General features: G+C 40.3%; 18 protein-coding genes. 2 read left to right on the plus strand and 16 right to left on the minus strand.

The genetic code is table 11. From position 1 onward, the window contains the following. Positions 1–2,310, minus strand: coding sequence for a response regulator (locus JFU56_RS05600; RefSeq protein ID WP_198436278.1), 2,310 nt, complete (start codon positions 2,308–2,310; stop codon positions 1–3). Between the two features lie 80 nt (positions 2,311–2,390). On the opposite strand from JFU56_RS05600, the gene JFU56_RS05605 reads away from it, so the two are divergent. Beyond that, entirely contained in the window at positions 2,391–3,146 is a 756-nt protein-coding gene (locus JFU56_RS05605) for a transporter substrate-binding domain-containing protein (protein WP_198436279.1), read from the plus strand. A gap of 138 nt (positions 3,147–3,284) precedes the next feature. On the opposite strand, the gene ribA is transcribed toward JFU56_RS05605, so the two are convergent. From ribA to JFU56_RS05620, 3 genes are all read right to left on the minus strand, one after another. Further along, positions 3,285–4,334: a GTP cyclohydrolase II gene (gene ribA / locus JFU56_RS05610; protein WP_242065872.1), complete on the minus strand. Its 1,050-nt coding sequence runs from the start codon at positions 4,332–4,334 to the stop codon at positions 3,285–3,287. Positions 4,335–4,583: 249 nt separating this feature from the next. Beyond that, the gene (locus JFU56_RS05615) at positions 4,584–5,255 is read right to left on the minus strand and encodes a cytochrome b/b6 domain-containing protein (protein ID WP_198436280.1); all 672 of its coding nucleotides are present in this window, start codon (positions 5,253–5,255) and stop codon (positions 4,584–4,586) included. Between the two features lie 70 nt (positions 5,256–5,325). Further along, on the minus strand, positions 5,326–6,294 hold the full coding sequence (locus tag JFU56_RS05620) for a DMT family transporter (protein ID WP_198436281.1): 969 nt from the start codon (positions 6,292–6,294) through the stop codon (positions 5,326–5,328). Between the two features lie 649 nt (positions 6,295–6,943). Here JFU56_RS05620 and JFU56_RS05625 point away from each other — a divergent pair. Continuing rightward, positions 6,944–8,164 (plus strand): response regulator, encoded by a 1,221-nt coding sequence (locus JFU56_RS05625; protein ID WP_198436282.1) that lies wholly within the window; start codon positions 6,944–6,946, stop codon positions 8,162–8,164. Between the two features lie 64 nt (positions 8,165–8,228). On the opposite strand, the gene JFU56_RS05630 is transcribed toward JFU56_RS05625, so the two are convergent. From JFU56_RS05630 to pulA, 12 genes are all read right to left on the minus strand, one after another. Continuing rightward, positions 8,229–8,597, minus strand: coding sequence for a rhodanese-like domain-containing protein (locus tag JFU56_RS05630; RefSeq protein ID WP_198436283.1), 369 nt, complete (start codon positions 8,595–8,597; stop codon positions 8,229–8,231). Positions 8,598–8,864: 267 nt separating this feature from the next. After that, complete coding sequence (locus JFU56_RS05635; protein WP_198436284.1) at positions 8,865–9,716, minus strand: RluA family pseudouridine synthase; 852 nt, start codon at positions 9,714–9,716, stop codon at positions 8,865–8,867. 323 nt (positions 9,717–10,039) lie between these two features. After that, positions 10,040–10,984 carry a protein translocase subunit SecF gene (gene secF, locus JFU56_RS05640; RefSeq protein ID WP_198436285.1) on the minus strand — a complete coding sequence of 315 codons (945 nt, stop codon included), beginning with the start codon at positions 10,982–10,984 and terminating at the stop codon, positions 10,040–10,042. Between the two features lie 11 nt (positions 10,985–10,995). Then, positions 10,996–12,840: a protein translocase subunit SecD gene (gene secD / locus JFU56_RS05645; protein ID WP_198436286.1), complete on the minus strand. Its 1,845-nt coding sequence runs from the start codon at positions 12,838–12,840 to the stop codon at positions 10,996–10,998. Positions 12,841–12,869: 29 nt separating this feature from the next. Then, the gene (gene yajC, locus JFU56_RS05650; RefSeq protein ID WP_198436287.1) at positions 12,870–13,208 is read right to left on the minus strand and encodes a preprotein translocase subunit YajC; all 339 of its coding nucleotides are present in this window, start codon (positions 13,206–13,208) and stop codon (positions 12,870–12,872) included. A 118-nt stretch (positions 13,209–13,326) separates the two neighbouring features. Next, positions 13,327–14,466: a tRNA guanosine(34) transglycosylase Tgt gene (gene tgt / locus JFU56_RS05655; RefSeq protein WP_198436288.1), complete on the minus strand. Its 1,140-nt coding sequence runs from the start codon at positions 14,464–14,466 to the stop codon at positions 13,327–13,329. A gap of 132 nt (positions 14,467–14,598) precedes the next feature. Beyond that, a complete protein-coding gene (gene queA / locus JFU56_RS05660) occupies positions 14,599–15,648 on the minus strand; it encodes a tRNA preQ1(34) S-adenosylmethionine ribosyltransferase-isomerase QueA (RefSeq protein ID WP_198436289.1) in 1,050 nt (349 codons plus the stop codon). 45 nt (positions 15,649–15,693) lie between these two features. Then, positions 15,694–16,233 (minus strand): type VI secretion IcmF C-terminal domain-containing protein, encoded by a 540-nt coding sequence (locus tag JFU56_RS05665; protein ID WP_198436290.1) that lies wholly within the window; start codon positions 16,231–16,233, stop codon positions 15,694–15,696. A 14-nt stretch (positions 16,234–16,247) separates the two neighbouring features. Next, positions 16,248–19,241: a type VI secretion protein IcmF/TssM N-terminal domain-containing protein gene (locus tag JFU56_RS05670; protein ID WP_198436291.1), complete on the minus strand. Its 2,994-nt coding sequence runs from the start codon at positions 19,239–19,241 to the stop codon at positions 16,248–16,250. After that, positions 19,241–19,963: a DotU family type IV/VI secretion system protein gene (locus JFU56_RS05675; RefSeq protein ID WP_198436292.1), complete on the minus strand. Its 723-nt coding sequence runs from the start codon at positions 19,961–19,963 to the stop codon at positions 19,241–19,243. Before JFU56_RS05675 ends, JFU56_RS05670 begins: the two co-directional genes overlap by 1 nt. Continuing rightward, positions 19,963–20,448, minus strand: a complete 486-nt coding sequence (tssJ, locus tag JFU56_RS05680) for a type VI secretion system lipoprotein TssJ (protein ID WP_242065874.1) — start codon at positions 20,446–20,448, stop codon at positions 19,963–19,965. The genes JFU56_RS05675 and tssJ overlap by 1 nt, the downstream gene beginning before the upstream one ends. 339 nt (positions 20,449–20,787) lie before the next feature. Beyond that, complete coding sequence (gene pulA, locus JFU56_RS05685) at positions 20,788–24,384, minus strand: pullulanase-type alpha-1,6-glucosidase (RefSeq protein ID WP_242065875.1); 3,597 nt, start codon at positions 24,382–24,384, stop codon at positions 20,788–20,790. Between the last annotated feature and the right edge of the window lie 427 nt (positions 24,385–24,811).

Here is a 24,811-nt window from a genome sequence, read left to right on the forward strand (position 1 = left end):
TTATGCTTGATCAACCGCCTTTAATTTGTGCTGAGCAGGGGCATCTGCCAGCCAAGGTGACAAGTGCTTTTGCAGCATCAATGTCAGCACTTGTTTACTCACGGGTTTAGCCATGAAATCATCCATCCCCGCGGCAAAACATTTGTCTTTTTCGGTCTGCAGTACATTCGCCGTCAATGCAATAATGGGCACATGTGCAGAGGGCGTTTCACTTTCTCTGATCGCGACGGTTGCTTTAAAACCATCAAGAACTGGCATTTGGCAATCCATTAAGATTAAATTAAAGTCCTGCTCTTTACACAAATCAACACCGATTTGACCATTCTCAGCAAGCGTGACTTCGATACCTAATTTTTGTAACATCATCGTCGTTACTTTCTGATTGATAAAAGTATCCTCAACTAACAGCACTTTCATTACACTACTGTCAGCCTCTTCTTCAACAGCATCCTCAGCATCGTGATCACTTTGAGCACTCATCATGGTATTAAGCACGACCGCTTTTAATGTTTCAGCTTTATATGGGCGACTTAAAAAAGCTTTGACTCCAAGCTGCTTGGAAAGCACATCATCGCCAACTTCTGCATCGGCTGATAGCATCATTAATCGAGGCGTGAGCTCTGCGAATTCATCCTGTAATTGTTTCGCAACAGTAAAACCATCCATCTTCGGCATCACTTTATCAATGATGACAAGATCGAAGGGTTTACCTTTATCCAAAGCATCAAGAACCATACTTTTACTTAAACATGGGTCATCACAAGATACAGAGTTAGCACCAAAGTTTTTTAACTGTGCTGAGGTGATGCGCATATTCAACATGCTGTCATCAACCAATAAGATGGATAAGCCTGCTAGGCTCTGCTCTACGTCAGGCCCTGACAACAGCTCATCAATACAATCAAAATTAACTGAAAACTCAAATCGACTGCCTTTATCGGGTTTACTATAAACAATGATGTCACTGTCCATTAATGTCACAATACTGCGACAAATAGCCAAACCTAAACCAGTACCACCATAATTTCGTGTCGTACTGCCATCTGCTTGCTGGAATTTTTCAAATATTTTATGCTGATTTTCAGCCGCGATACCAATACCAGTATCAATAATTTGAAACATGATCCCTGCGCTATTATCTTCACGGGTAATTAATTTGATATTAAGATTAACATAACCAATTGAAGTAAACTTGATGGCATTAGAGACCAGATTATTGAGTACTTGGCGTAACTGCGTTATATCACCAAGCACAAGGTCTGGTATCTGTTCGTCAATATGACAGACTAATGCGATCTGTTTCTGTCCTGCCAATACCGAAAAGTTAGTCTCGACTTCTTTACATAGTTCAAACAGATTCAATGGGTTTTTCGCTAAAATAAGTTGGCCAGATTCGATTTTAGAAAAGTCCAGAATATCGGTAATCAAGTCGAGTAACGTAATCGACGAAGAATACAGCATATCAACAAATTCTTTTTGCTCTCGACCCATCGGCATATCTTGCAATAAGGATGCGGTACCAATAACCCCATTCATAGGGGTGCGAATTTCATGACTCATATTAGCCAAGAATTCACTTTTCTTTAAATTGGCGTCTTCAGCTTGGTGTTTTGCAATTTCAAGTTCAAGGTAATTATGACGAATCTCCGTAATAGACGCATTGTAATTCTCGGTTAAATGCGTAATCTCATCATCAAATTTACGCGGCACCAACTCAATAGGCAGCGGGAGTTTATCACTATCAACATGGCCAACCGCATCAGACATTTCAGTTAATGGCCGTACCACAATCTTGTATACAACAAAGATGATGAATAACGCGACAATGAAGGTTTTTACGACTTGGGATAATAGCAATACAACAAACTTGTCCCACAGGCCTTTATAGATAGGGTATAAGTCCGCTTGAATTTTAAATGTCGCAAGATCGAATTTTTTATCAGCAAAGTTTTGCTGCATTAGCCAGGACACTTGATACTCATATTCGAATAGCGGTGTGCCTAACTGTAGGACAATACCGTTATCATCTTTAATTTCGAGGTAATGAAGATTAGGAAGTTGCATAATGCCTTCAGCTTGCAACTTAAGTTGTTCACGATCTTCAACCCATAAGCTCGCGGTTAAGCTAGATAAATAACTTTGCTTTACTTGTTCAAGTTGAGTCTCTACACCTGATATATCTTCTTTATAATCAAGGTAGACATTTAGCCCTGTAATCAGTAATGTAAAAAAAGAGCTTATTAATATGATCGATACAAGCAATTGCCTCGCAATACCTATTTTTTTCTTGTGCAAAGTCGCTTTATTCATCCTGAAGCTCACATCCTGTTGCTAATCGACTAGTCTAATAATAGACATTAAAAATGGAATTAAGGTTATAAGGAAGTAAAATGAAAAACTTTATTGTAATTATGTTAACCCTACAACTTTTCACTGCTAGCTTTACAGCAAGTTCAGAGTCAGTCAACTATTATGTCATCGCTAAACAAGCCATGCCATTTCAAATAACAACAAAAGATAATCAGCACACAGGTATTGTGTCAGACATTATTGCCAAGATATTTGTTGATAAATACACGATTAATTACCACGTTTATCCGTTCAACCGAATGATTTCAGAATTAGAGGCCGGAGGGGAGAAAAATTGGATCACTTACGGCAGTCCAAATTGGGGAAGTGTCCAAGCTGACAATTTATCTGACAAACCAATTTACACTGTGAGTCATAGCATCTTAACGAATGCCAAATCAGACTTTTCATATACAAAGATTAGTGACATAAAAGACAAAGTATTTGTTTTACTTTATGGCTTTGATTATCCAACGCTACAGCCTTATATTGATAGTGGCGAAATTCAAGAGCTCAGAGTGAAAGATTATGCGGCTGCGTTTCGAATTTTAGATAAAATGCCTCAAGATGCTATTTTCATCGAAATGACATCACGTATTCAATACAACCTTAAAATTCAATCTAAAGATCTCAACAATTATCACTTACAGGATTTTTCAGCGTTGATCCCAACCTATCCAATTTACCTTGCATTTGATCCGAAAATGGATAGCGAACTACAGTTGTTTATTAATCAGCAGCTGTCAGATTTAACGACTGCAGGTACGCTAACTGACATTATTAGTCAGTACATGTAATCTTCATAAGTAGATACAAGCGCAGTCAATACAAGAAAAACCACTAAAAAAATACCGGCGACTTACATTAAGTCACCGGTATTTACACTATATGCCTACTATTTATAATTGGCCTATTCACCCAATAAATAAGTCAACCTAATTAATGAATTCAGCTGCAAACATATGCCCAAGTTTGTTCGCTTTGGTTTTTAGATAACCTTCATTATGGGGGTTATTTCCTTCTTGTAGCGGAACACGCTCAGCAATATTAATGCCCGCTTTAATTAATGCATTCACCTTACGCGGGTTATTGGTCATTAAATTAACACTATTAATATTCAGATGACCGAGCATTCCTTTACAGAAAGTATAATCTCGCATGTCTGCCGCAAACCCTAAGCGCTCATTAGCTTCAACAGTGTCAGCACCATCATCTTGTAAATGATAAGCTCTTATCTTATTTAATAAGCCGATTCCACGGCCTTCTTGACGTAAATAAAGGATCACGCCACTACCTTTCTCTACAATGTTTTGCATGGCTTTCGCTAACTGAAACCCACAATCACAACGTGCGCTAAATAATGCATCACCAGTTAAGCATTCAGAATGTAAACGAATCAGTACTGGTTCGCTCGGATCCAACTTGCCATAAACTAAAGCAAGGTGTTCTTTACCTGTCGCTCGCTCTGTAAAACCGTTCATCTGGAACATGCCAAATTGGGTTGGTAACTTAGCGCTATCAACATAAGTGATCAGATTATAAGGTTCCTGTTCGCTTAAATCGCTGCGCACAGCCATCAATATTTTGCCAAGTTCATTACGACCACTGCCGTCACCACCGTCCCCCCAAAAACTATCTTTATGCGAATGCTCTGTTAACACCTGCTCTCCAGTAGCAACGAGTTGATAGGCGAAATAAGGATTTTGGCTAAATTTTTCAGCGACGGCATAACGCATAACTTGCTCGCGTACCTGCAACCAATCAGATTTAACACATTGCGCATATTCACGACTTAATCGGAAGGCTTCATCGGCGGTAGGCGCTTGACGGACCAAACGCTGTAATTGCGGGTCATTAAACTTTTGAGCTTGATAATAATGTTCACTGCTTGGCCATTCAAGCTCTTCAATTATAATTGGCGCAGTGGCTAAATTGGATAAAAAACCAAATGCATCATTAGGTTCATAAAATTTAATTTCATTCATAATTCTTCTCACTCCATGAAAACATACTACTTAGACTTAGGCCAAATAAGTATCAACAACTTACATCTTGTAAGTACATATTAGAGGAGTATAGATGAGATGGGAAATATGACGTTTCGGAAATCTAATAGTGTTACGCGGTTAAAAAATTCAGACATTAAAGCTAGCTTTTTAGCCTTAATGTCTGCAAAAATATCATTTATGCTTTATGTTTAAACTCTGTTCTTAATGATCGAGGTAATAAAGCAATCAATACACTAAATAGCCTAAGTTTTCATGCCCAAACTGCCACCAAATAGCGCCAGCAATAGCAACATAGATAGCCCAAGCTAACCAACCGGTAAGTATTTTTGGTTCTACAATAGAATTCACTCGTGGGTATTCTGCCGCACCAGTAAACATCGCTTTCACTAACGGCTGCTTTTTCAACTTATAAGCGACAATCGCAATAATATGTAAACCGATAGCCCCCAGTAATACATCAAAATTAACACTGTGCAGCCATGTCATAAAGCTCACGGTATCCGCAGAAAAATATTGGGCAAGTGGCCCTTCTGACAAAATATCATCGCTGGCACTGAGACCGCTGAATAACTGGGTAATGATTAAAGCTAAAAACAATACAACCATGCAGGCACCTGCTGGGTTATGGCCAAATTTAACACGGTCAAATTTGTTTTTGTCTTTTAGATAATCAATTAACGCCATAGGACTTTTTATAAAGTAACTAAATTTCGCAGTATCACTGCCAATAAATCCCCAAATAAAACGCGTTATCCATAGTGCCAATAATGCGTAGCCAAACACGAAATGCCATTCCATTTCGTCATTATCAGCGCAATACCACAGTGCAAATAACAAGCTCACCTGTAACCAGTGATAGCCACGAATAAATCCGTCCCAAACTTTAACTTTAACCATACAACCCTCAGCTGATGCTCTATATAGACAATAACGGTGTAAGTGCCCAACTCTTATAGAGATTAAGGTGCTATTTTCTAACACTTAGCCAGACAATAGCAACAATTACCATCAACATACCTAAAAAATGGTACACAGTGAAAGCTTCCCCTAATAAAAACACCGCCATTAACGCCGTTAATACAGGTCCACTACCGCCTACAATCGAAGCTTGCTCAGGTCCAACTCTGGCAATGCCCTCACTCATCAAAAATGAAGGGATCACAGTACAGCCAATCGCTAACCACAGCGATATCCAAAATACCGGCAGAGGTATACTAAGATCTTTAATATCATGCACCACCGAAAAATGAACAAAGATCATAAAACTCGCACCAAACATAGCGATACAGGTAAAGACTAAGCTGCCTAACTGCTGGATCTTGGATTTACTCAGTAGTAAATAACAAGCAAAAGTAAAGCAAGCGGTTAGTACTAATAACGACCCCGTTATCACTCCCTCGCCTTGCTTACCCAAGTCATGATAAAACAGTACAAAAACCCCTGCATAGGCCAAGATAAGTGCACCTATTACTTGTCGGTTAATCCGATTACCAAATATCAACCAACTAAGGATCACGACGACTGTCGGGTAGGTAAATAACAATAAACGCTCTAGCTGCGAGCTAATATAGTTAAGCCCTTCCAGATCAAAGTAACTCGATAAGTAATATCCCAAAAAGCCAATCCCCATCACAGGTAAAAATTGAGCTTTAATCCGAGATGACAGTGTGGGTGTTTTTGTTATCATCCAAGCGAATACACCGATATAGAAAGGCAGAGATAAGAGCATGCGATAGGTCATTAGCGTGATGCTATCAACACCATACTGGTAGGCAAGTTTAACGAAGATCCCTTTTGTCGAAAACAAACAGGTAGCAAAAAATGCACACAGTAAACCTATTTTATGTGCTGACAGTTTATTACGTAGAGCTGAACGCGTATTGCGCTGCTTTTTGCTAGTACTCGTGCTGTTACTGCTGATAGTAGTCTGTTCCATGACCTCTCCAAGATAAGTTGGAGGCTAGGAATAAGTAGAATAAAACAGAGTGCAGGCTACAGATTCCGTAGCCTCGCCAAAATTAGTTAGCTGCTACTCTGGTTTCCAGAGCAGCCATAAACGTGTCGCAGAGTGATTTATAAAATAAATTGTCATATAACCCTCTAACCAAACGTTTAAAATTGAATGTCCAGTAAACCAACAATGGTTCTAGCAAGCAAGATAAAAATAACCAGACCTCGATAAACGAGAGAATATAATATCCAGTTATTACGTATGGGTTATTTTCAGTAGTTATCACTACAATAATTATCTCAGCAATAACTATTGAGTATCGGATACACATTATTTAATCATCGGAGAACCTTCCGTTATCCACTCGCGAACCGTCATCACAATACTGCACGACACACACATCAACGGCGATTAGTTGATGAGTTAACCAATGCCCTTATTCTGCTCAGGCCAGTAAAGTTCGCCTTTGAATTTATACACAAGGTGGTAAAACATAAAGAACATTATAGTGCTATAGTGTTTTCTCGACTAAATAGACTCTACCAATCACAAAAATAGCGATATAAGTCATTAACTTCAATAAGTTAACGTGTAATATCTTGTTTGTGAAGTTAACGAAGATAAGGATATCCACTTGCTCTGCAAAATACTTGTTGTTGAAGACAGCCGAGCTTTTCGTAAATACCTTAATATTCAGCTAAGCCAAGCTGGTTTTCAAGCCGTATTTGCAGAATCAATAGCACAAGCCCATGAGATTTTAGCGCGAGAGGATGATTTTCTTTGTTCGGTACTCGACTATTGCTTACCTGATGGCCCTGACGGTGAAATCATCGATCATGTATTAAACTATGGCTTACAGGCTATCATTTTAACGGCTAATTACAGTGAACATATCCGCGAAAAAGTATTATCCAAAGGCGTCATAGACTATTTATTAAAAGATAGCGCATCATCGGTTTCTTACCTCATCCCATTATTACGACGTCTGCAAGAAAATTGTCGTCATAAAGCGCTCGTCGTTGAAGATTCCAAAACCGTACGTACCCATCTGATTAATTTATTAGAACGACAAAACCTGCAAGTCATTGCTGCTGAAAATGGCGCTCAGGCAATCGAGTTATTACAGCAACACACTGATATTAGTTTGATCATCACAGATCATGATATGCCCGAAAAAGACGGCATTACCATGACCCGCGAGATCCGTCGTAAATTCGATCGGAATCAACTGGCGATTCTAGGCCTATCTGGCAGTAGTGATCGGTCGATGACAGCGCGTTTTCTAAAAGCCGGGGCGAATGATTTTCTCTATAAACCTTTTAATCAAGAAGAGTTTTACTGCCGTATCCATCATATCCTCAACATGAAAGATACTGCAGACAAGCTTTACAAGATGGCTAATCAAGATGCGCTAACCGGTTTATGGAACCGCCGCTATTTCTTTAATCAACATAGTCGCGGCACAACCGCAGAGCATAATAATATTGCGATGCTAGACATAGATTTTTTCAAAAAAGTGAATGACAATCACGGGCATGATGGGGGCGATGCTGTATTAGTGACGATAGCGAAGCAATTGCAACATCACTTTTCAGATGCCACTGTGGCGCGTTTTGGAGGCGAAGAGTTCTGCATTCAAAGCAATATAGACCGTACTATATTTGTGTCACAACTGGAGTTAGTACGCCTTAAAATAGAACAATTAACCATGGCGCATAATGGCACTGAAATCAAAATTACGATTAGTATTGGTGCCAGTTTTGGTAACAAGTCGATTGATGAAATGCTCTCCGAATCCGATGCCCGTTTATATGAAGCAAAAACAAATGGCCGTAACCAAGTTATCTGGCAATAACGTGATAACAAGATGAATGTTGCTATGCACATAACAACATTCATCTAATAACCATAAGCAAAATTTATTTACTGATTGGATAACTCTTCATTTTCCATTCACGAATACCGCCATCCATAGAAATAACGTCTGTGTAGCCCATGCGTTGGATGAACTCAGCTGATAACGCAGAGCGATAACCGCCACCGCAATATAATACGATACACGTATCTAACTCAGGATATTTCGCTTCTAAGTCACGTTCAATAATGCCGCGCCCCATGTACTCAGCACCGCTAATACGACTTGCAGCCCACTCGCTTTCTTCACGTACATCGACAAGCACAAATTGCTTACCTTCGTCCTGCCACTGCTTTACATCATCACAGCTGCACTCTTTAACTACTTTACGGGCTTCGTTGCATAAATCTAGAAATCGTTGACTATGAGCCATGTTGTTATCCTTTTCAATTAAATACCCAGAGTTTGCTAAGCGATTATTTAGCTTAACCAGAATTTCACTTTATATCTTATAATTCAATCACACAACGTATAAAATCGGTAATGGCAAACAAAGTTTTAGAAAACGTTTTGGACAACGCTTGCTCGTGTGTAACAGCAAAGAACGCGGCTCACATGACAGCCGAACTACCTACAATATATCGACAATGAGATGAGCACCACCATGCCATAATAAATACATGGTGGAGTGCATTTTAAGTTATCGGAGCAGAGCAAGAAAATCAACCGGTGCAGGTGTCTCGAAAGTGAGTCGCTTGCCAGTATTTGGACGCGTAATACTAAGGCGCAGTGCATGCAGTCCCATACGCGGACCATCAGTACCATAACGAGGATCGCCAATCAGAGGGTGTCCTAACCAGGCCATATGGGCACGGATTTGATGTTGTCGACCCGTCTCGAGTTGCACTTCAAGCAGACTACGTTCCTTGCCTGTTCGCTGGGTATTAAAGTGCGTAACGGCTTTTTTTGCATCCGGATGTTGTCCGACAATCATCTGATACTTTTCTGATTCCATTCTCAAAGGCTGGTCAATAGTCCCCTGACTTGGATTGGGCTGACCTTCAACTACCGCAAGATAGGTTTTCTCGGCATTAGACCATCCCTCATTAACAGCTTCACGCATCTCGCGAGAAGTGGCAAACATCAATACACCTGATGTATCGCGATCGAGTCGATGTACTGGCCATAGATTAACAGCACGCTTAGGCGTTGAAAGTTGCTTGCGAAGAATGGCTAGCGCATGCTGTTTGTTTTCACCCGCTGCAGCTACAGACAATAGGCCTGCGGGTTTGTTGATAACGATAAGATCATTATCCGAATACAAGATCTCTAATCGGGCAACGCCATGTTGCATGCTCTTTCCTGATGCCCTAACTTCCACATCGTCGCCGACGTTGAGCTCATGATCATGCACCATAACAGGCAGACCGTTAACAACAACACACCCAGTTGTCAGCCTTTGCTTTATGTTTTTGCGGCTCCAGCCTTTTAGCTGAGTATTAAGGAAAATGAGTAGACCTGAGGTCTCTTTTACTCTAAATCGGTCAGACATAGTAAGTTACTCTCCAACTTGGTTTTGTCAGTAATGCGCTAAACATAATGATCATTGCTTAACATTTGTATATGTGGGCTGATACGTGCTCTACGATACCAGATATGAGCGGGAGTATATTGATATTAATTTTCAGCACAAGATAAACCTGACGCTTTAACCAAAATACCAATAATATTGTATATAAGCATTGCATTGTACCGCAGCATTAAGCATCTGTATGGCCAAGCAGTTAAAGTACTCATTCGAAAACATAAAAAACCCGCACTAGGCGGGTTTTATGGCAGTCAAAAGACTAATCAGTTCGCTAGGAAAACCTAGAATTACATCATAGGGTCTTGGTCTGCGCCTTCTTTTTCAATCACTGGTGGTAACATAGTTTCACGCGTTACGCCAAGCTTCAGTGCTAATGCACTTGCTACGTAAATCGATGAATATGTACCAACAACGATACCGATTAGCAATGCTAACGCGAAACCGTGGATCAGTGCGCCACCTTTCAGGAACAATGATACTAATACCATTAATGTTGTACCTGACGTGATTAACGTACGCGATAATGTCTGCGTTAATGATACATCCATAATTTCTACAGAGTCATCAATACGCATGCGACGGAAGTTTTCACGAATACGGTCAAATACCACGATAGTATCATTCAATGAATAACCAATAACGGTCAATAGCGCCGCTAAAATAGTTAAATCAAATTCAATCTCTAATGCCGAGAAGATACCCAGTGTGATGATAACGTCATGCGCAAGGGCTAATACAGCACCCGATGCTAGACGCCATTCAAAACGTACACCAACATATAGCAGGATACAAATTAACGCAGCAATCAGCGCGAGGCCACCTTGCTCAGTTAATTCATCACCAACGTTTGGACCAACAAACTCGATACGACGCATTTCTACGTTTTTATCGTAACCTTGTAATGCAGCCAGCATTTGACTACCAAGGTGCTCACTGTCCAAGCCTTCACGCGGTGCAATACGGATCAATACATCACGGCTTGAACCGAAATGTTGAATAACCGCATCACTAAAGCCTTCAGCTGCTAACAACGGACGAATTACTTCAAGATCTGCTGGTTTGTCATAACCCACTTCGATTACCGTACCACCGGTGAAATCAAGACCCCAATTAATGCCTTTAATAGCAATTGAAGATATCGATAAAAGCACCAACAGTATTGATAAGATAAACGCCGGCTTAGCCATTTTCATAAAGTGGATCGTGCGTTCTGTTTTAATAATTTCAAACATAATTAATCCCCTTAGATTGAAAGTTTATCGATCTTTTTATTACCCCAAAGGAAGTTCACGATTGCACGTGTACCAATGATTGAAGTAAACATAGAAGCGGCAATACCAATTGCAAGCGTAATAGCGAAACCTTTAATCGCACCAGTACCAATTGCAAACAAGATAATCGCAGTTAATAGAGTGGTAATATTCGCATCCGCAATGGTTGATAATGCATTATCATAACCACTGTGAATCGCTTGTTGAACACTACGACCTTCTTTTAGCTCTTCTCGGATACGTTCGAATACCAATACGTTGGCATCAACGGCCATACCTATCGTTAATACGATACCAGCGATACCCGGTAGCGTCATCGTCGCACCTGGGATCATAGACATAATACCAATGATCATGATGATGTTTGCAGACAACGCGATGTTGGCAACAAGTCCAAATTTACGATAGTAGATAGCCATGAAGATAACGATAGCAATCATGCCATAGATCATTGCTGATAAGCCGTTTTCGATATTTTGCTTACCTAAGCTAGGACCAATAGTACGTTCTTCTACGATTTGTACTGGCGCAACTAATGCACCGGCACGTAGAAGTAGTGCTAAGTTTTTAGCTTCACTGCCACTGTCTAAACCAGTAATACGGAAACTACGACCTAACTGCGCTTGAATGGTAGCAACGTTAATTACTTCTTCAATTTTTTGCAGTTTAGATTTGCCATCAGCTGTTTTCTCACCAGTAGGTTTGTATTCAATGAATACAGTTGCCATTGATGTGCCGATTGCTTTCTTCGTCGCACGAGACATTTTACTGCCGCCTTGCGAATCAAGATCGATATTCACTTGTGAACGACTAAACTCATCTAAGCTCGACGTTGCACCAGTGATGTGATTACCCGTTAAGATAACTTGTTTCTTTAGTACAACAGGACGACCGTCACGGGTAGTATACTTTTGACTACCTGCAGGTACACGAGAGCTGTAAGGGTCTGCTTTGTTATCCACTAAGCGGAATTCGAGTGTTGCTGTCGCGCCTAAGATTTCTTTCGCACCAGCAGTATCCTGAACACCTGGTAATTCAACCACAATGCGGTCTGCACCTTGACGCTGTACTAGCGGCTCAGCAACACCTAATTGGTTTACACGGTTACGGATAATAGTGATATTTTGTTGTAAGGCATATTCTTTGATTTCAGCAAGTTTTGCTTCAGTCATTTTTGCAGACACGCTAAATTGACCATTATTTTCACTGTCATTTAACAGTAGGTCAGGATATTTAGACTTCAGGAATTCTTCAGCTTTATCGCGTGTTTCCACATCACGAAAACGCACTGTTACACCGTTACTGTCTTTACGCACTGCTGTATAACGCAGTTTTTCTTCGCGTAAATCAGTACGAAAGTCTTGTAACATTTGATCTTGTGCTTTCACTAAAGCTTCTTGCATATCAACTTCTAATAAGAAGTGAACACCACCACGTAGATCCAGACCCAGTTTTAATGGTCCAGCGCCAACAGCTTGTAGCCATTCCGGTGTCGCAGGGGCAAGATTTAAAGCAACAATGAAGGTTTGACCTAATTGTTCTTTTAATATTTCACTAGCAAGTAATTGCTGTTCGCTATCAGTTAAGCGAATTAATACTTGGTTTTGTTCTAATGAAACGCTTTTATAAGAGATGTCTTGTTTATCGAGTTCTGCTTTTACTTTATCGAGTGTTGATACTTCAATAGCAGCACCACGTGCAGCAGAAACTTGGACGGCGGGGTCTTCCCCGTAGAGATTTGGTGTGGCATACAGTAAACAAATGGCGATCGTAGCGATCACCATTAGATACTTCCACAGAGGATATTTATTTAACAAAATATTACCTTACTGGGATACGGAAAAGATTAAAGCGACTGCATGCTACCTTTTGGTAATACAGCTGCAATGTAATCACGTTTAATTGTGATGTTTGTTGCATCAGCAATCGTGATCACAATGTAATCGTTACCTTCAGAGATTTTAGCAATCTTACCGACAATGCCACCAACAGTAAGTACTTCTTCACCTTTTGACAATGATGACATTAGGTTCTTCTGTTCTTTTTGACGTTTCGCTTGTGGGCGATAGATCATGAAGTAAAAGATCACACCAAAAATACCTAACATGATCAACATTTCGTAACCACCACCAGCTGGAGTTGGAATACCTTCAGCGGCAACTGCTTCTGCAATGAAAAAACTCATTTTTATTTCCCTTTATAAATTTTAATATTGATATGATAAACCAATCACATTACATTACTACTAATGAGAAAGGTTTACCAAACTTAGATCGACTATCAGGTTAGTGTTTGCTTAATAATTAAGCGTCAGTCTTCGCTAAAGGCGGTACTTCACGGCCTTGTTTAGCATAGAAATCAGTAACAAACTCTTCAAATGTATCAGAATCAATCGCGTCACGGATACCTTGCATTAGGTTTTGGTAGTAACGTAGGTTATGCATTGTGTTTAAACGTGCGCCTAAAATCTCGTTACATTTATCCAAATGGTTCAGGTATGAACGCGTGTAATTCTTACATGTGTAGCAATCACATTCTGGGTCAAGCGTGCTCGTATCTGTTTTATGCTTCGCATTACGGATCTTGATAACACCTTCACTTGTAAATAAGTGACCATTACGTGCATTACGCGTTGGCATTACACAGTCAAACATATCTACACCACGGCGAACACCTTCAACAAGATCTTCAGGTTTACCAACGCCCATTAAGTAACGTGGTTTATCTTCAGGGATCTGTGGGCAAGTGTGCTCAAGAATACGGTGCATATCTTCTTTTGGTTCACCTACTGCTAGGCCACCAACTGCATAACCATCAAAACCTATGTCTAATAAGCCTTTAACTGAAATGTCACGTAGGTGCTCATAAACGCCACCTTGAATGATACCGAATAAGTTATTTTTGTTATCTAACTTATCAAAGTGATCACGTGAACGTTGTGCCCAACGTAAAGACATACGCATTGATTTTTCAGCTTCAGATTCTGTCGCTGGGTATGGTGTACATTCATCAAAAATCATCACAACGTCAGAACCCAAGTCATCTTGGATTTCCATTGAAGTTTCTGGATCTAAGAAGATCTTGCTACCATTTACTGGATGACGGAAATGTACACCCGCTTCAGTAATTTTACGCATTTTACCTAAGCTGAATACTTGGAAACCGCCTGAATCAGTCAGGATTGGCCCCTGCCAGTTCATGAAGTTATGTAAACCACCGTGTTGCTTCATTACTTCCTGACCAGGACGTAACCACAGGTGGAAAGTATTACCTAATAGAATGTCAGCGCCTGTTGCGTCAACTTCTTCAGGTGTCATGCCTTTAACAGTACCGTAAGTACCTACAGGCATGAATGCTGGCGTTTCAACAACACCACGTTCAAAGATCAAACGGCCGCGACGTGCATTACCAGTCGTTTTATCTAATTCGTATTTTAACTTCATATAAACCTCAAGTCAGAGAAACAGTCTGACATTACTTCTCTCAAAAAATTCAAATAACGTACCGATTGGTAGTCATTTATCGTTAACAAACTAGCTGTGAGCAGATAAACACTAACCCACGACTAATTAAATTTATACTGCGGTCTGTTTAGTCACAAACATCGCATCGCCATAACTGAAGAAACGGTATTTCTCAGTAATCGCATGTTGGTAAGCTGACATCACGTGATCATAGCCCGCAAATGCCGATAGCAACATAATTAATGTTGATTCAGGTAAATGGAAATTCGTTACCATTGCATCAATCAACTGGAATTTGTAACCCGGATAAATAAAGATCTCGGTATCATCAAAAAACGGCGCTAGCGGTAGGCCTTTTGCCATTGTTGCTTGCGCAGCACTTTCTAATGAGCGTACTGACGTAGTACCCACAGCAATAACACGTCCACCATTGGCTTTGGTTTCTGCAATTTTCGCCACAACTTCTTCAGATACTTCGGCATATTCAGAATGCATGTGGTGATCAAGAATGTTATCAACACGTACTGGTTGGAACGTACCCGCACCAACGTGCAGCGTGACAAACGCCGTGTTTACACCTTTTTCAGTTAACTGCGCGAGTAATGCTTCATCAAAGTGTAAACCAGCAGTAGGCGCAGCTACGGCACCCGGTTTTTCGTTGTAAACCGTTTGGTAGCGTTCTTTGTCTGAATCTTCATCTGGACGGTCGATATAAGGTGGCAATGGCATGTGGCCAATGTCTTCTAATACTTCTAGTACGTGACGTTCATCTAAGAATTTAAGTTCGAATAACGCATCATGACGCGCAACCATTTCAGCATTGACAGTGCCTTCTAGAATTAATCGAGCACCGACTTTAGGGGATTTTGATGAACGTACGTGTGCAAGCACCGAATCTTCGCTAATAACACGCTCAACAAGTACTTCTATTTTACCGCCTGACGCTTTTTGTCCGTACATACGCGCAGGGATCACACGGGTATTGTTAAATACCATCAGATCACCCGCTTCAACTAAATCGAGAATGTCTGCAAACTGTTTATCTGCAAGCTCACCACTGTTACCGTTTAGTTGTAGTAGACGGCTTGAACGACGATCCGCTTTCGGATAACGTGCGATTAACTCGTCAGGAAGGGTAAAATTGAAATCTGAAACCTGCATGAAGGTACCTTAAAATCGAACTTAAAATTGAAATAGTCCGCTAGTCTAGTTATCAACAGAGAGAATATCAAGGGAAGAAGAGATTTGTTCCACTTCTGGCATTTTAAACAAGCTACCTGGTAGCCTAAAATCATGTAATGCGCCGCGTTTAAAAATAAAACTGCCGGATTCAAACTTGATCTTATAATCACTTACTAAGCGTTCACCACGGCGGGTTTGTAACAGCCAATTTAATTGGTATTGATTTGCCACTAGTGGGTTTATTTGTGCACGGTCAATTAACTTAAATAATGCCCAATCACCGCTTACTTTAAGTTTGGCTATATGCCCAGTACCACTACTGATAGCACTGACACTCGCTTGATGGGTATTGCGCCTTGATGGCCATACAAATGATCGCCATTCTTCAGGCTCATTACGATAACGATATTCATAACCATTAATTTGTAGATAGCTTTCTGCAATTGATTGCTTAGCAATAGGCATGATCGCATAGTTTATTCGAGGTACTTCGCTGTCTCGGCTAAAAAATCCCTTGGTGATAATATCAGCATGACGTAACGATTCCAGTAACTCTAGATCCATGCCTAAATTTACCCCTAACCATGAGTACTGTTTTTTTGTAATCTAAAATCGGCAATGAAGGCATTTAAATCTCGTGCTACAAATTGCCATAACAGCCCATCGTGTCGGTTAAAGAACGTACTCAACTGTGATAGTGACGTATCAGGTCCATTAATTGAAAATGGATAATGCCCTGCAATCCCACGTTGAAAATAGCGGTATACTTGTTCCTGCCATTTTGACTCTAGCGCGATACGAGATTGTGCAAACAGGTGTAACCAACTCTGGCGCATTGGTTCTGTGAGTAAATAAGTCAGTTGAACAGAAGATTGTTCATTAAAACGGGCAAGTAATACTTGGGTATCATTCCAAGCTTTATACAAATTTGGCGTGCCTGCATTGGCTTGTTCACTACTTTGATGGCTTGAGAGTATATCGCCGGTATACGCTAATGCGGCATCGTTAATAGAATAACTACTGATAATCGAAAATAAATCTTTGTTTACACGGAGCATATTGCGCTGAAACTGCGTAAACATCTCATTATGCCGCGCTTGTTGTTGAAAATCATTTAGCTGATTTAAAATGGGAAAGTGTTTTATTAATGCCGCTATCGGTTCTGCGGGTTGAGTCGCTATCCGGTTATTATCAAACAAGTAGATGTTTTTAACCATATTACTGATTAATTCAGTAAAGAGACCATTAGGTGATGCCAACGCATTTAATGTCGCTTGGGTTTGTTGAATATTATTGAGTTTGCTATAACGAATACTCTCAACAAATGAGGACCAATACCCAGCATAATCATCAAAGTATCGCGTTCTCACCGCCATTATTTTAGTTTCTAACGTATTCAGATTTACTTGTAACTGAGCCTCACTCACTCGCTGAGCTAGCACCCAATCCTTACCGCCCTGTAACTGCGCTTGCTGTAATAGTGCAAGCTTGTTCTGAACATAGGTATTCCAACCTGCTTGGCTATATATCCAAGGCACAGCAGTATTACTTTCTACATAAGACTGAAAACGGGCTGGTATCACCGTATTTATCGTCAATGCGGCTTGCAACGGCGCATCATCAATCACCATTTGATACAGCTCGCCCTTCGAGAATGGCTTAGCTAAATTCATTCGAGCCAATTTAATGGTCGGTTTAAGACTTTTCCAAGGTTGTAAGCTCACAGCAACCTCGTGTGGGGAATTAAATTCATGCAGATATGTCATGACCAATTCAGTGAATGCAAGCCGCTCATCATCCTGCGTATCTTGTACCCCATGATGCAACCAAAGCTGCACTAGCTGCTGTGTCGCAAACGGAATATCGAGACGCTTGACCTCACAACTTAACATTAATGATAACTTTAACAGGTTATAATATTCACTTCGTCGCGAGCCAGTTAATGCCTCTTTAGCCCATTCCCTCTCCAGTACTGACATACGTGATTTTAGCAAAGGTTGCAGTTCTTGTTCGATGCGTAAATTCAGCACATGAAAGTATAGTTTCTCCATTTCATCTTTCACCATTAAGCGTTTTTCATCGAGCGCAAGATAAGGCAGGAAGTATTCAAATTCATTAGCATCATCAGTTAATGCCAAGAATCGCTGGCGTAATAAAGTAAGCGATTGTGTTAATGTCGAATTATCACTGGCCTCGGTACTAATTGATTTCACGAGATCATCAATCACCAATTTATTTTTGGTAAAATCGGCTTGCAGTGAGAGATATGCACTGAGCATAAAACTGATACCAGCAACGACACCGATCATTGTACTCGTCATCACCGTCGCTTTTAAACTAATATTAAACCGCATCGTCGAGCGATTAGCCTTGGCCATTCCCTGCAAAGGGATCACCAGTTCTTTAAATAGTGCCTGAATAAAAACACTTTGTGCATACTCATCGACCCCACGCCCACCAAATGCTGGCTGGGACTCCCCTGCAGAGGTAAAGTAAATGCCAGCAATCAGCGGTTGTTCTTTATAGGCACTTGCTTTTAATAACTGGCCAGTAAAGTCGCTAACAGTATCAAGCAAAATCGTGAATTGCTGAGTGAATGCAACAATACCAGTTTTATCATTTACATCTTGATTATTCGCTAACTTATCCACTAACTGCAACTGTAGTTGTTTGGTCAACAGTGTTAAGCGTTGTTTCAATAAATGTGAAAGCGAGCGCCAACCTTTGTCATGTAATTCAAATAAGTTGGCTCCCCATATCTGGTTTTTTTCAGATTCGGAAAGATCAGCAAAATAAGCGTTAAACCCACTCACTTTATCGCATTGAGTAAAGACGATATAGACTGGAAAAATAATACCAAGATAATCTATCATTTCGTTAATACGTTCACGAAATAACATCAACCTGAAATTACGTTGCGGTTCTTCGAGTAGCAAAAAATCGGTAATATCTAAAGTTAATACAAGTCCATTAATCGGAGCATGATGGCGATGATGACGTAGCAATTTTAACAAGCTTAACCATTCGTCATGTGCACGCCCCTCTGTGACATACTCGCCATCAGCTTCAATGAATACAGCGTCAGCTGAAAATTGAAACAACGCGCTCAGATTAGCAGGTAATTCCTCTTCAGACTCATGATTAGCGATATGGATCAAGTCTAAGCCTGATTGTTGAATTAACGCACTTTTACCAGCACCTTTTGCCCCTAGCAGCAAAAGCCAAGGTTTATCATAGAGGGCTTTATGGCCTGTTTTTGAACTGACTAACTCACTATTTTTGAGCACATGAAGCGCATATTCGAATTGTTGATGAAGCTGTTTGATAGCTTGCTTGGGTTTGTAGCTGGACTTGCTGGAAGTTCCCTTACCGCTATCGTTTTGACTCATGTTTTGAAACGATAAAACATGTCGATGCCGTACACTCCGACGATAATTAAAATAGCATAATAAAAACAGCATACTATTGAGTGCAGCAAACATATAAATCATATTATCTACGTAGCCAATACGACTCATCGCGAGTAATAGTGCGTTAGTCACGACACTTAGCAGCAGCCATAACTTCCACATTATTGCTGCCCCCCAGAAACAACACTGATCAATAAATGCGCCTGTTCCTTAATGTAATCGTAGTGCGCCAAGATCTCGATACGCAAAATATACTCAATAATAAAAAACCCAACACCAAATAAGATAACGGCACATAACAATAAGACAAACAAGGAAAGCGGTTGCCTGGGGGCTTTTGACGGTATGATTTCAGGCTGACAATCAGGCGACAACACACGATTAACGGGTCCCCGAATACGCATTATTTCTTGATAAACTCGGATTCTCAACCGTGATAGCGGTATATTGCTCACCAATTCGGCCCTGAAGCCTAATGTTAAGCACACGTAGTAGAGTTCAATTAAAGAGAGATGATTATGACCATTCTTTAACAGCTTTTCGAGATGCTCAAAAAATACAGAGTGGCTGTATTCAACACCTAACAGCGTTAACTGCAAGTGCGACGTAGGCCAGGGATGAACTGCGGATGTCGGGGATAAATGCTGTTCGTATTGCATGATATCGTCAATGAGCATAGCTAAACACGATTTGATATGTACAAATTCTTCATGACTAATAAAATGAGCTTGTGCTAACCGTTCCAGCGCATGAAATGCTTGCACAAACTCTGGATATAATACGATGCTTACCGGTAATTTATCTTGTTGGATCCGAGTCAATAAATTAAATACCGGTGTACACACAATTAATATCGCATTGTTCGGCGTACTTAATTGAGCCATCAGTTATCTAAATAATAAATTTTGTTATTTAACAGCTCGATATCAAACTCAGTATCGAATGACAGTGCGCCACTGTTTAATTTATGTAACCAGCGCCAACTATTTTTGTCACCATTGCGAAACAGGGCAAACATAGCAATGTACTTAGCGCCATCGGCTTGCACAAACTCATAATCGAAATTAGAACTTGGTTTAACAACCAGTTCTTTTTTATCCACAAGGTCTGAGCCTAATATCAACTCATCTGCTTTCCATAATTGGTCAAACGTGGCATTTCGGAAGGTTTTTACATCCGTGAGCTGATACACCCGAACAATGACAGGTAATGATTCATTATGATTATTTGAATTAAGATCTGCTGAAGCAGATAGGTTGAGTCGAACATCGGTGCTACTACAAGCAGTCAGCGATAGCAAAATAAATACGCTTATAAGCGCTTTCACTCGTTTAAATAGCGAGTAAAAAAAGGAGGGTAATATTATCATATGCTTCAACATCCATTGTCATGAGCTAATAATTTTAGGAGGGGTGGTATCCATACCTATCTTGTTATAGCAAACATACCGAACATTTAAAACTACCGCAGCATGGAATTTTTCGCTTACCACGACAGATAACACTAAGAACAAAATAAGTAGTAGAGGATTAACTAGAAGTTAATGCAAACGTTGAATTTATTCTAGGTTAAAGCGATACAATCAAGTTCTTAAATCTAAACTCAATTTTATAAAAAAGCAGCGCTAGATTACGGAGTCTGGTAATAAGATCGATTCTGTAATGAAAGACGATGCATCTCATGTAAAATAAGACGCATCGTCTTTCTGTTAATTATGTATTTTTTCAAATACAGCCACAGACCATGCTGGCGTATTAAGTTTATTATTCGTAATACTCGATACATCAACACCACGCTGGGCAATAGATTGATCGCCTCTCGTTGTGTGAATTGAATGTAAACGATAACCTGCTGCATCAAAATTTTGGAACTCTTCGATTGCTGTTGGCGTGGCATTAATGACGACGACCAAACCGTCACGATCCTTATCAATACTGGTACTATAATTAGTGTCACTGTTATCAATGCTCATGACAATCACACCAACAGTTTGTGTACTACCGGTATTATGAAATCGTACGCGTTGATTAATCTCCCCCCCCCCACCAAGTGTAAGTAGACCTGAAGACGCACGTAATAAAGCTAATTCACCATAAAATGACTTCATACTTTTTATATTGTCAGGCGTTGGCATCGCATTTTCAGCCGAATTATTAATAACACCTTGAATCACCTCCCAGTTACTACCATCTTTATCTTCACGTGGTAAGCCCACATTCCAATTATTGTCTTGAGCTGTAAAATCAATACGGTTATACAAATCACCTGAGTCATAAGAGTCGCGCTGCATTGATTTCGATCTCAATAGCTCACTGCCCATATGGATAAAGGGGACACCTTGACCTAACATTGCCGTAGCAAGTGATAGCGCTTGCATACGCACACGAGTCTCCGCATCTACCTCATAACCAATCTTATATTGGTTATTATCCCATAGCGTTTGATTATCATGTTTTGATACATAATTTTGCACTTCCCACGCATCTTTTGCATACCCAGCAGGCTGACCATTGTAATCTAACCCAGAGCCTATGATGGTGTTATCTTTACTATCCACGAAAACGTAATCCGCTAAATTACCAGCCATACCTAAACGAGTTAAATCAGCTAAATGTAACGCAGTATCTTTGGTTACTTTATTTTGTTCGTTAGGTAATACATATGCTCCGTTGCCAAATCCTTGGCCTTCTCGTAGCCCCATTTCAGAATCGAATGGACCACCGCCACGAACAGAGTCACGTAGCCGATCAGAGAATGTGCCGACACCTGTACCATACATATTCGCTTGTGTCGCTTGGGTAAATTGACGGTCGTTCCCTACTTCACCAAAATTCCAGCCTTCGCCATAAAAATAGGTATCTGGATCTACGGCTTTAACTGCAGCAAGAGCATCTAAGATCTGCGCTTTAGGGTGATGACCCATTAAATCCCAACGGAACGCATCGACCTTATAATCTTCAGCCCAAACAACAAGTGAATCGGAAATCAATTTCCCCATCATCGCATTCTCAGGCGCTGTATTTGAACAGCAAGTTGAGTTTTCTACATCACCCGAATATTCATTTAAACGCTGATAGTACCAAGGCACTATTCGGTCTAAAACAGATTTACTACTCACCCCTGATTCATTGGTGTGGTTATACACAATGTCCATAACCACATTCATACCAATATCATTTTTAATTGCCATGACCATTTCACGAAACTCTTTAATTCGCGCCATTCCATCAGGGTTACTTGAGTATGAACCTTCTGGCACAGTGTAATGGTATGGGTCGTAACCCCAATTGAAACCATCGACATCTCGAACATAAGCATTCAAACGTTGCACTACTGCATTAGTCGGTGAGTCATCTTCCAATAGCGCATCAAACACCGACGCAATAGTGTCATTACTACTGCAATAACTCGCAAAATCGGCATCCTCTTTTATTGCTGGCTTTAAAGTACATAATTTAGAAAAAGGTTCGTCAATATTCGCCACCTGAGAGCTATCTTCATTGATGGTCGCTATATCAAATACCGGTAATAAATGCAGATGGGAAACACCCGAATCAGCTAATAATTTTAAATGTTTAACCGGGGCTGAATCACTTTGACTAAAAGCAGAATATTTGCCTCTACTTGCTTGAGGAGTGGATATATCTAATGCTGAAAAATCACGAATATGTGCTTCATACAAAACAAATTTAGCGGGGTTACTTTGCGCATGAGGCGCGGTTAGCTCATTCCAACCAGCCGGCGTTACAGCTGCATTTTTCAAATCTATGACTTGACTCAATTCAGAATTAGTTGAAAGACTTAATGAATAAGGGTCTGTGACTTGATATGTTTCAACTTTGTCTGTTGCAGGATGGTAAACTGTCACTTCATATTTGTAAAAGTCACCGTGTTTTAACCTGGTATTTTCAGCAACCCAGCTACCGGTGCTTTGCTCAAAGACCATCGGTATTTTTATACCCGCGTCCTTATTACTACCATAAGGTATCAACGCCACTGATTGTGATGTCGGCGCCCATAAGCGGAAGGTCGTACTGCCATTATCATTCAGTATCGCCCCAAATTGTTGAGTAGTCGCGTTCGTTGCATAAAGTGAGTCTAACGCACTTGCGGTTTGCACTTCGGTGACTTTAATCACCCCCGTCGCATCCGACGCAACTAAAATAAGCTGCCCTTTCAGCGCTTCTTTTAAGGTAATACCTGCGGTTGAAAAATCGAGTTCAAAGGCGATAAAATCCTGAGCGAGGTGCGGTTTATTTTCCGAACCCTGCCACTCTTCAGATGCATTTTTTGTGTCACTGCCGATCATACCATCTGCTGCCGTTATTTTTTTCGTCACGCTATCAAATGCCATGCCGGCAGCATTAGCGTAATACAGTTCAACTTTAGTGGCTTCTTTACTGTTAATTAATAACACACTATCGCTAGCAAAAATTGCACTTGCACCCGACAGTTCAATCACATTTTCAGGTTTATTCGCCAGCGCATCATAATAGACTTTATCAGAGCCTTTAAAAATAAAGCCTATATTGCCTATTGCAGTCGTGCTATCAAATTCGAATTTTAGATTAGCACTTTGAAAGTCACCATTACTCTTGGTATTTGGAATGATGTTAAGGCAGCTATTTGTGCCGTTAACAGGGATATCCCAATAAACGCCATAAGTATCGCTGATCCCCGTAGATTCAATACCTGGCCAAGAAGAGTCATTACCGTCTAAGTTATTACACTCACCTTCATTCCATACATGCAGCCTGAAATCATTATTGTCGCCATCTGGCGTATTCATGTACACACGGGCATGATTTGCAGGAACATCATCAGTCGAAATCAGTTCTGGATAAACGGCACTAATACCCTCTTGAGTAAAGATTTCATTTTTGTTGTTGGTTTGGGTTAACTGTAGCTTGGGATTAAAATCACCTAAGGGTTTACTATTATCATCCCCTATCCGAGGAATAAAGTTAACACATTGCGATGCTTCTTGTTGATTCACATCTAATGACCAATAAATACCAAATTCAGGATCTTTCCCATCCGGTTTAAGTCCTTTATTCCAATCCCCAGCATCCGGATTACTGCCAGCATAAGCGCCACAAGTGCCATCATTCCATACGTATAAACTGGCATTCGTATAGTTATCTGTGGCTGACTTAAAATATACCTTGTACTCGGTGTCTTTAACGAGTGCTGTATGATTGTCATCTGAAGATGAATTACAGCCAAACAGTAAAGCAGAAGCCATAACCGTAAGAATCGACTTAGTTAAATAAGAACGCTTGAATAGAGAATTAATATTAGTCATCGTTACATCCATTTATTATAAATAATAGTTAATGCAGGGGGGCTGTAGACTAAGAAAATATCGATATAAATCAATCATCCTTGTATAAGGAAGCTGAAGGCGTAGAGCGATGGATTAGAAAAAGCAGCGATGATTGGTTTGTTGATTAAAATCACGATTGGTAAGCGTGGATTAATAACTTTAGATGCTAAGTATCACACTCAGGGAGATGTTTACATAAGATTGAGGAGATAAACCTGTATAATCAAGTAAATAGGAAATATAAAAACTGTGAACTCACGAGTCTTATCCGGCATTCAGCTAGACGTAATGCTACGCTAGAAATAAAAAAGCCGCTCACCTTAAGTGAACGGCTTTAACAACAAACGCTGCTTTATCAATATTTATCGAGTTCTGAACTGGCGTTAAATTCTCGCTTAACTAGCGA

It is taken from the genome of Moritella sp. F3 (assembly GCF_015082335.1).
GTDB lineage: Bacteria > Pseudomonadota > Gammaproteobacteria > Enterobacterales > Moritellaceae > Moritella.

What these genes read in the sequence shown, in the direction of transcription:
- JFU56_RS05600 (WP_198436278.1), bottom strand. Translation starts at nt 2,310, where the DNA reads ATGAATAAAGCGACTTTGCACAAGAAAAAAATAGGTATTGCGAGGCAA.
- JFU56_RS05605 (WP_198436279.1), top strand. Translation starts at nt 2,391, where the DNA reads ATGAAAAACTTTATTGTAATTATGTTAACCCTACAACTTTTCACTGCT.
- ribA (WP_242065872.1), bottom strand. Translation starts at nt 4,334, where the DNA reads ATGAATGAAATTAAATTTTATGAACCTAATGATGCATTTGGTTTTTTA.
- JFU56_RS05615 (WP_198436280.1), bottom strand. Translation starts at nt 5,255, where the DNA reads ATGGTTAAAGTTAAAGTTTGGGACGGATTTATTCGTGGCTATCACTGG.
- JFU56_RS05620 (WP_198436281.1), bottom strand. Translation starts at nt 6,294, where the DNA reads ATGGAACAGACTACTATCAGCAGTAACAGCACGAGTACTAGCAAAAAG.
- JFU56_RS05630 (WP_198436283.1), bottom strand. Translation starts at nt 8,597, where the DNA reads ATGGCTCATAGTCAACGATTTCTAGATTTATGCAACGAAGCCCGTAAA.
- JFU56_RS05635 (WP_198436284.1), bottom strand. Translation starts at nt 9,716, where the DNA reads ATGTCTGACCGATTTAGAGTAAAAGAGACCTCAGGTCTACTCATTTTC.
- secF (WP_198436285.1), bottom strand. Translation starts at nt 10,984, where the DNA reads ATGTTTGAAATTATTAAAACAGAACGCACGATCCACTTTATGAAAATG.
- yajC (WP_198436287.1), bottom strand. Translation starts at nt 13,208, where the DNA reads ATGAGTTTTTTCATTGCAGAAGCAGTTGCCGCTGAAGGTATTCCAACT.
- tgt (WP_198436288.1), bottom strand. Translation starts at nt 14,466, where the DNA reads ATGAAGTTAAAATACGAATTAGATAAAACGACTGGTAATGCACGTCGC.
- queA (WP_198436289.1), bottom strand. Translation starts at nt 15,648, where the DNA reads ATGCAGGTTTCAGATTTCAATTTTACCCTTCCTGACGAGTTAATCGCA.
- JFU56_RS05665 (WP_198436290.1), bottom strand. Translation starts at nt 16,233, where the DNA reads ATGGATCTAGAGTTACTGGAATCGTTACGTCATGCTGATATTATCACC.
- JFU56_RS05670 (WP_198436291.1), bottom strand. Translation starts at nt 19,241, where the DNA reads ATGTGGAAGTTATGGCTGCTGCTAAGTGTCGTGACTAACGCACTATTA.
- JFU56_RS05675 (WP_198436292.1), bottom strand. Translation starts at nt 19,963, where the DNA reads ATGGCTCAATTAAGTACGCCGAACAATGCGATATTAATTGTGTGTACA.
- tssJ (WP_242065874.1), bottom strand. Translation starts at nt 20,448, where the DNA reads ATGATAATATTACCCTCCTTTTTTTACTCGCTATTTAAACGAGTGAAA.
- pulA (WP_242065875.1), bottom strand. Translation starts at nt 24,384, where the DNA reads ATGACTAATATTAATTCTCTATTCAAGCGTTCTTATTTAACTAAGTCG.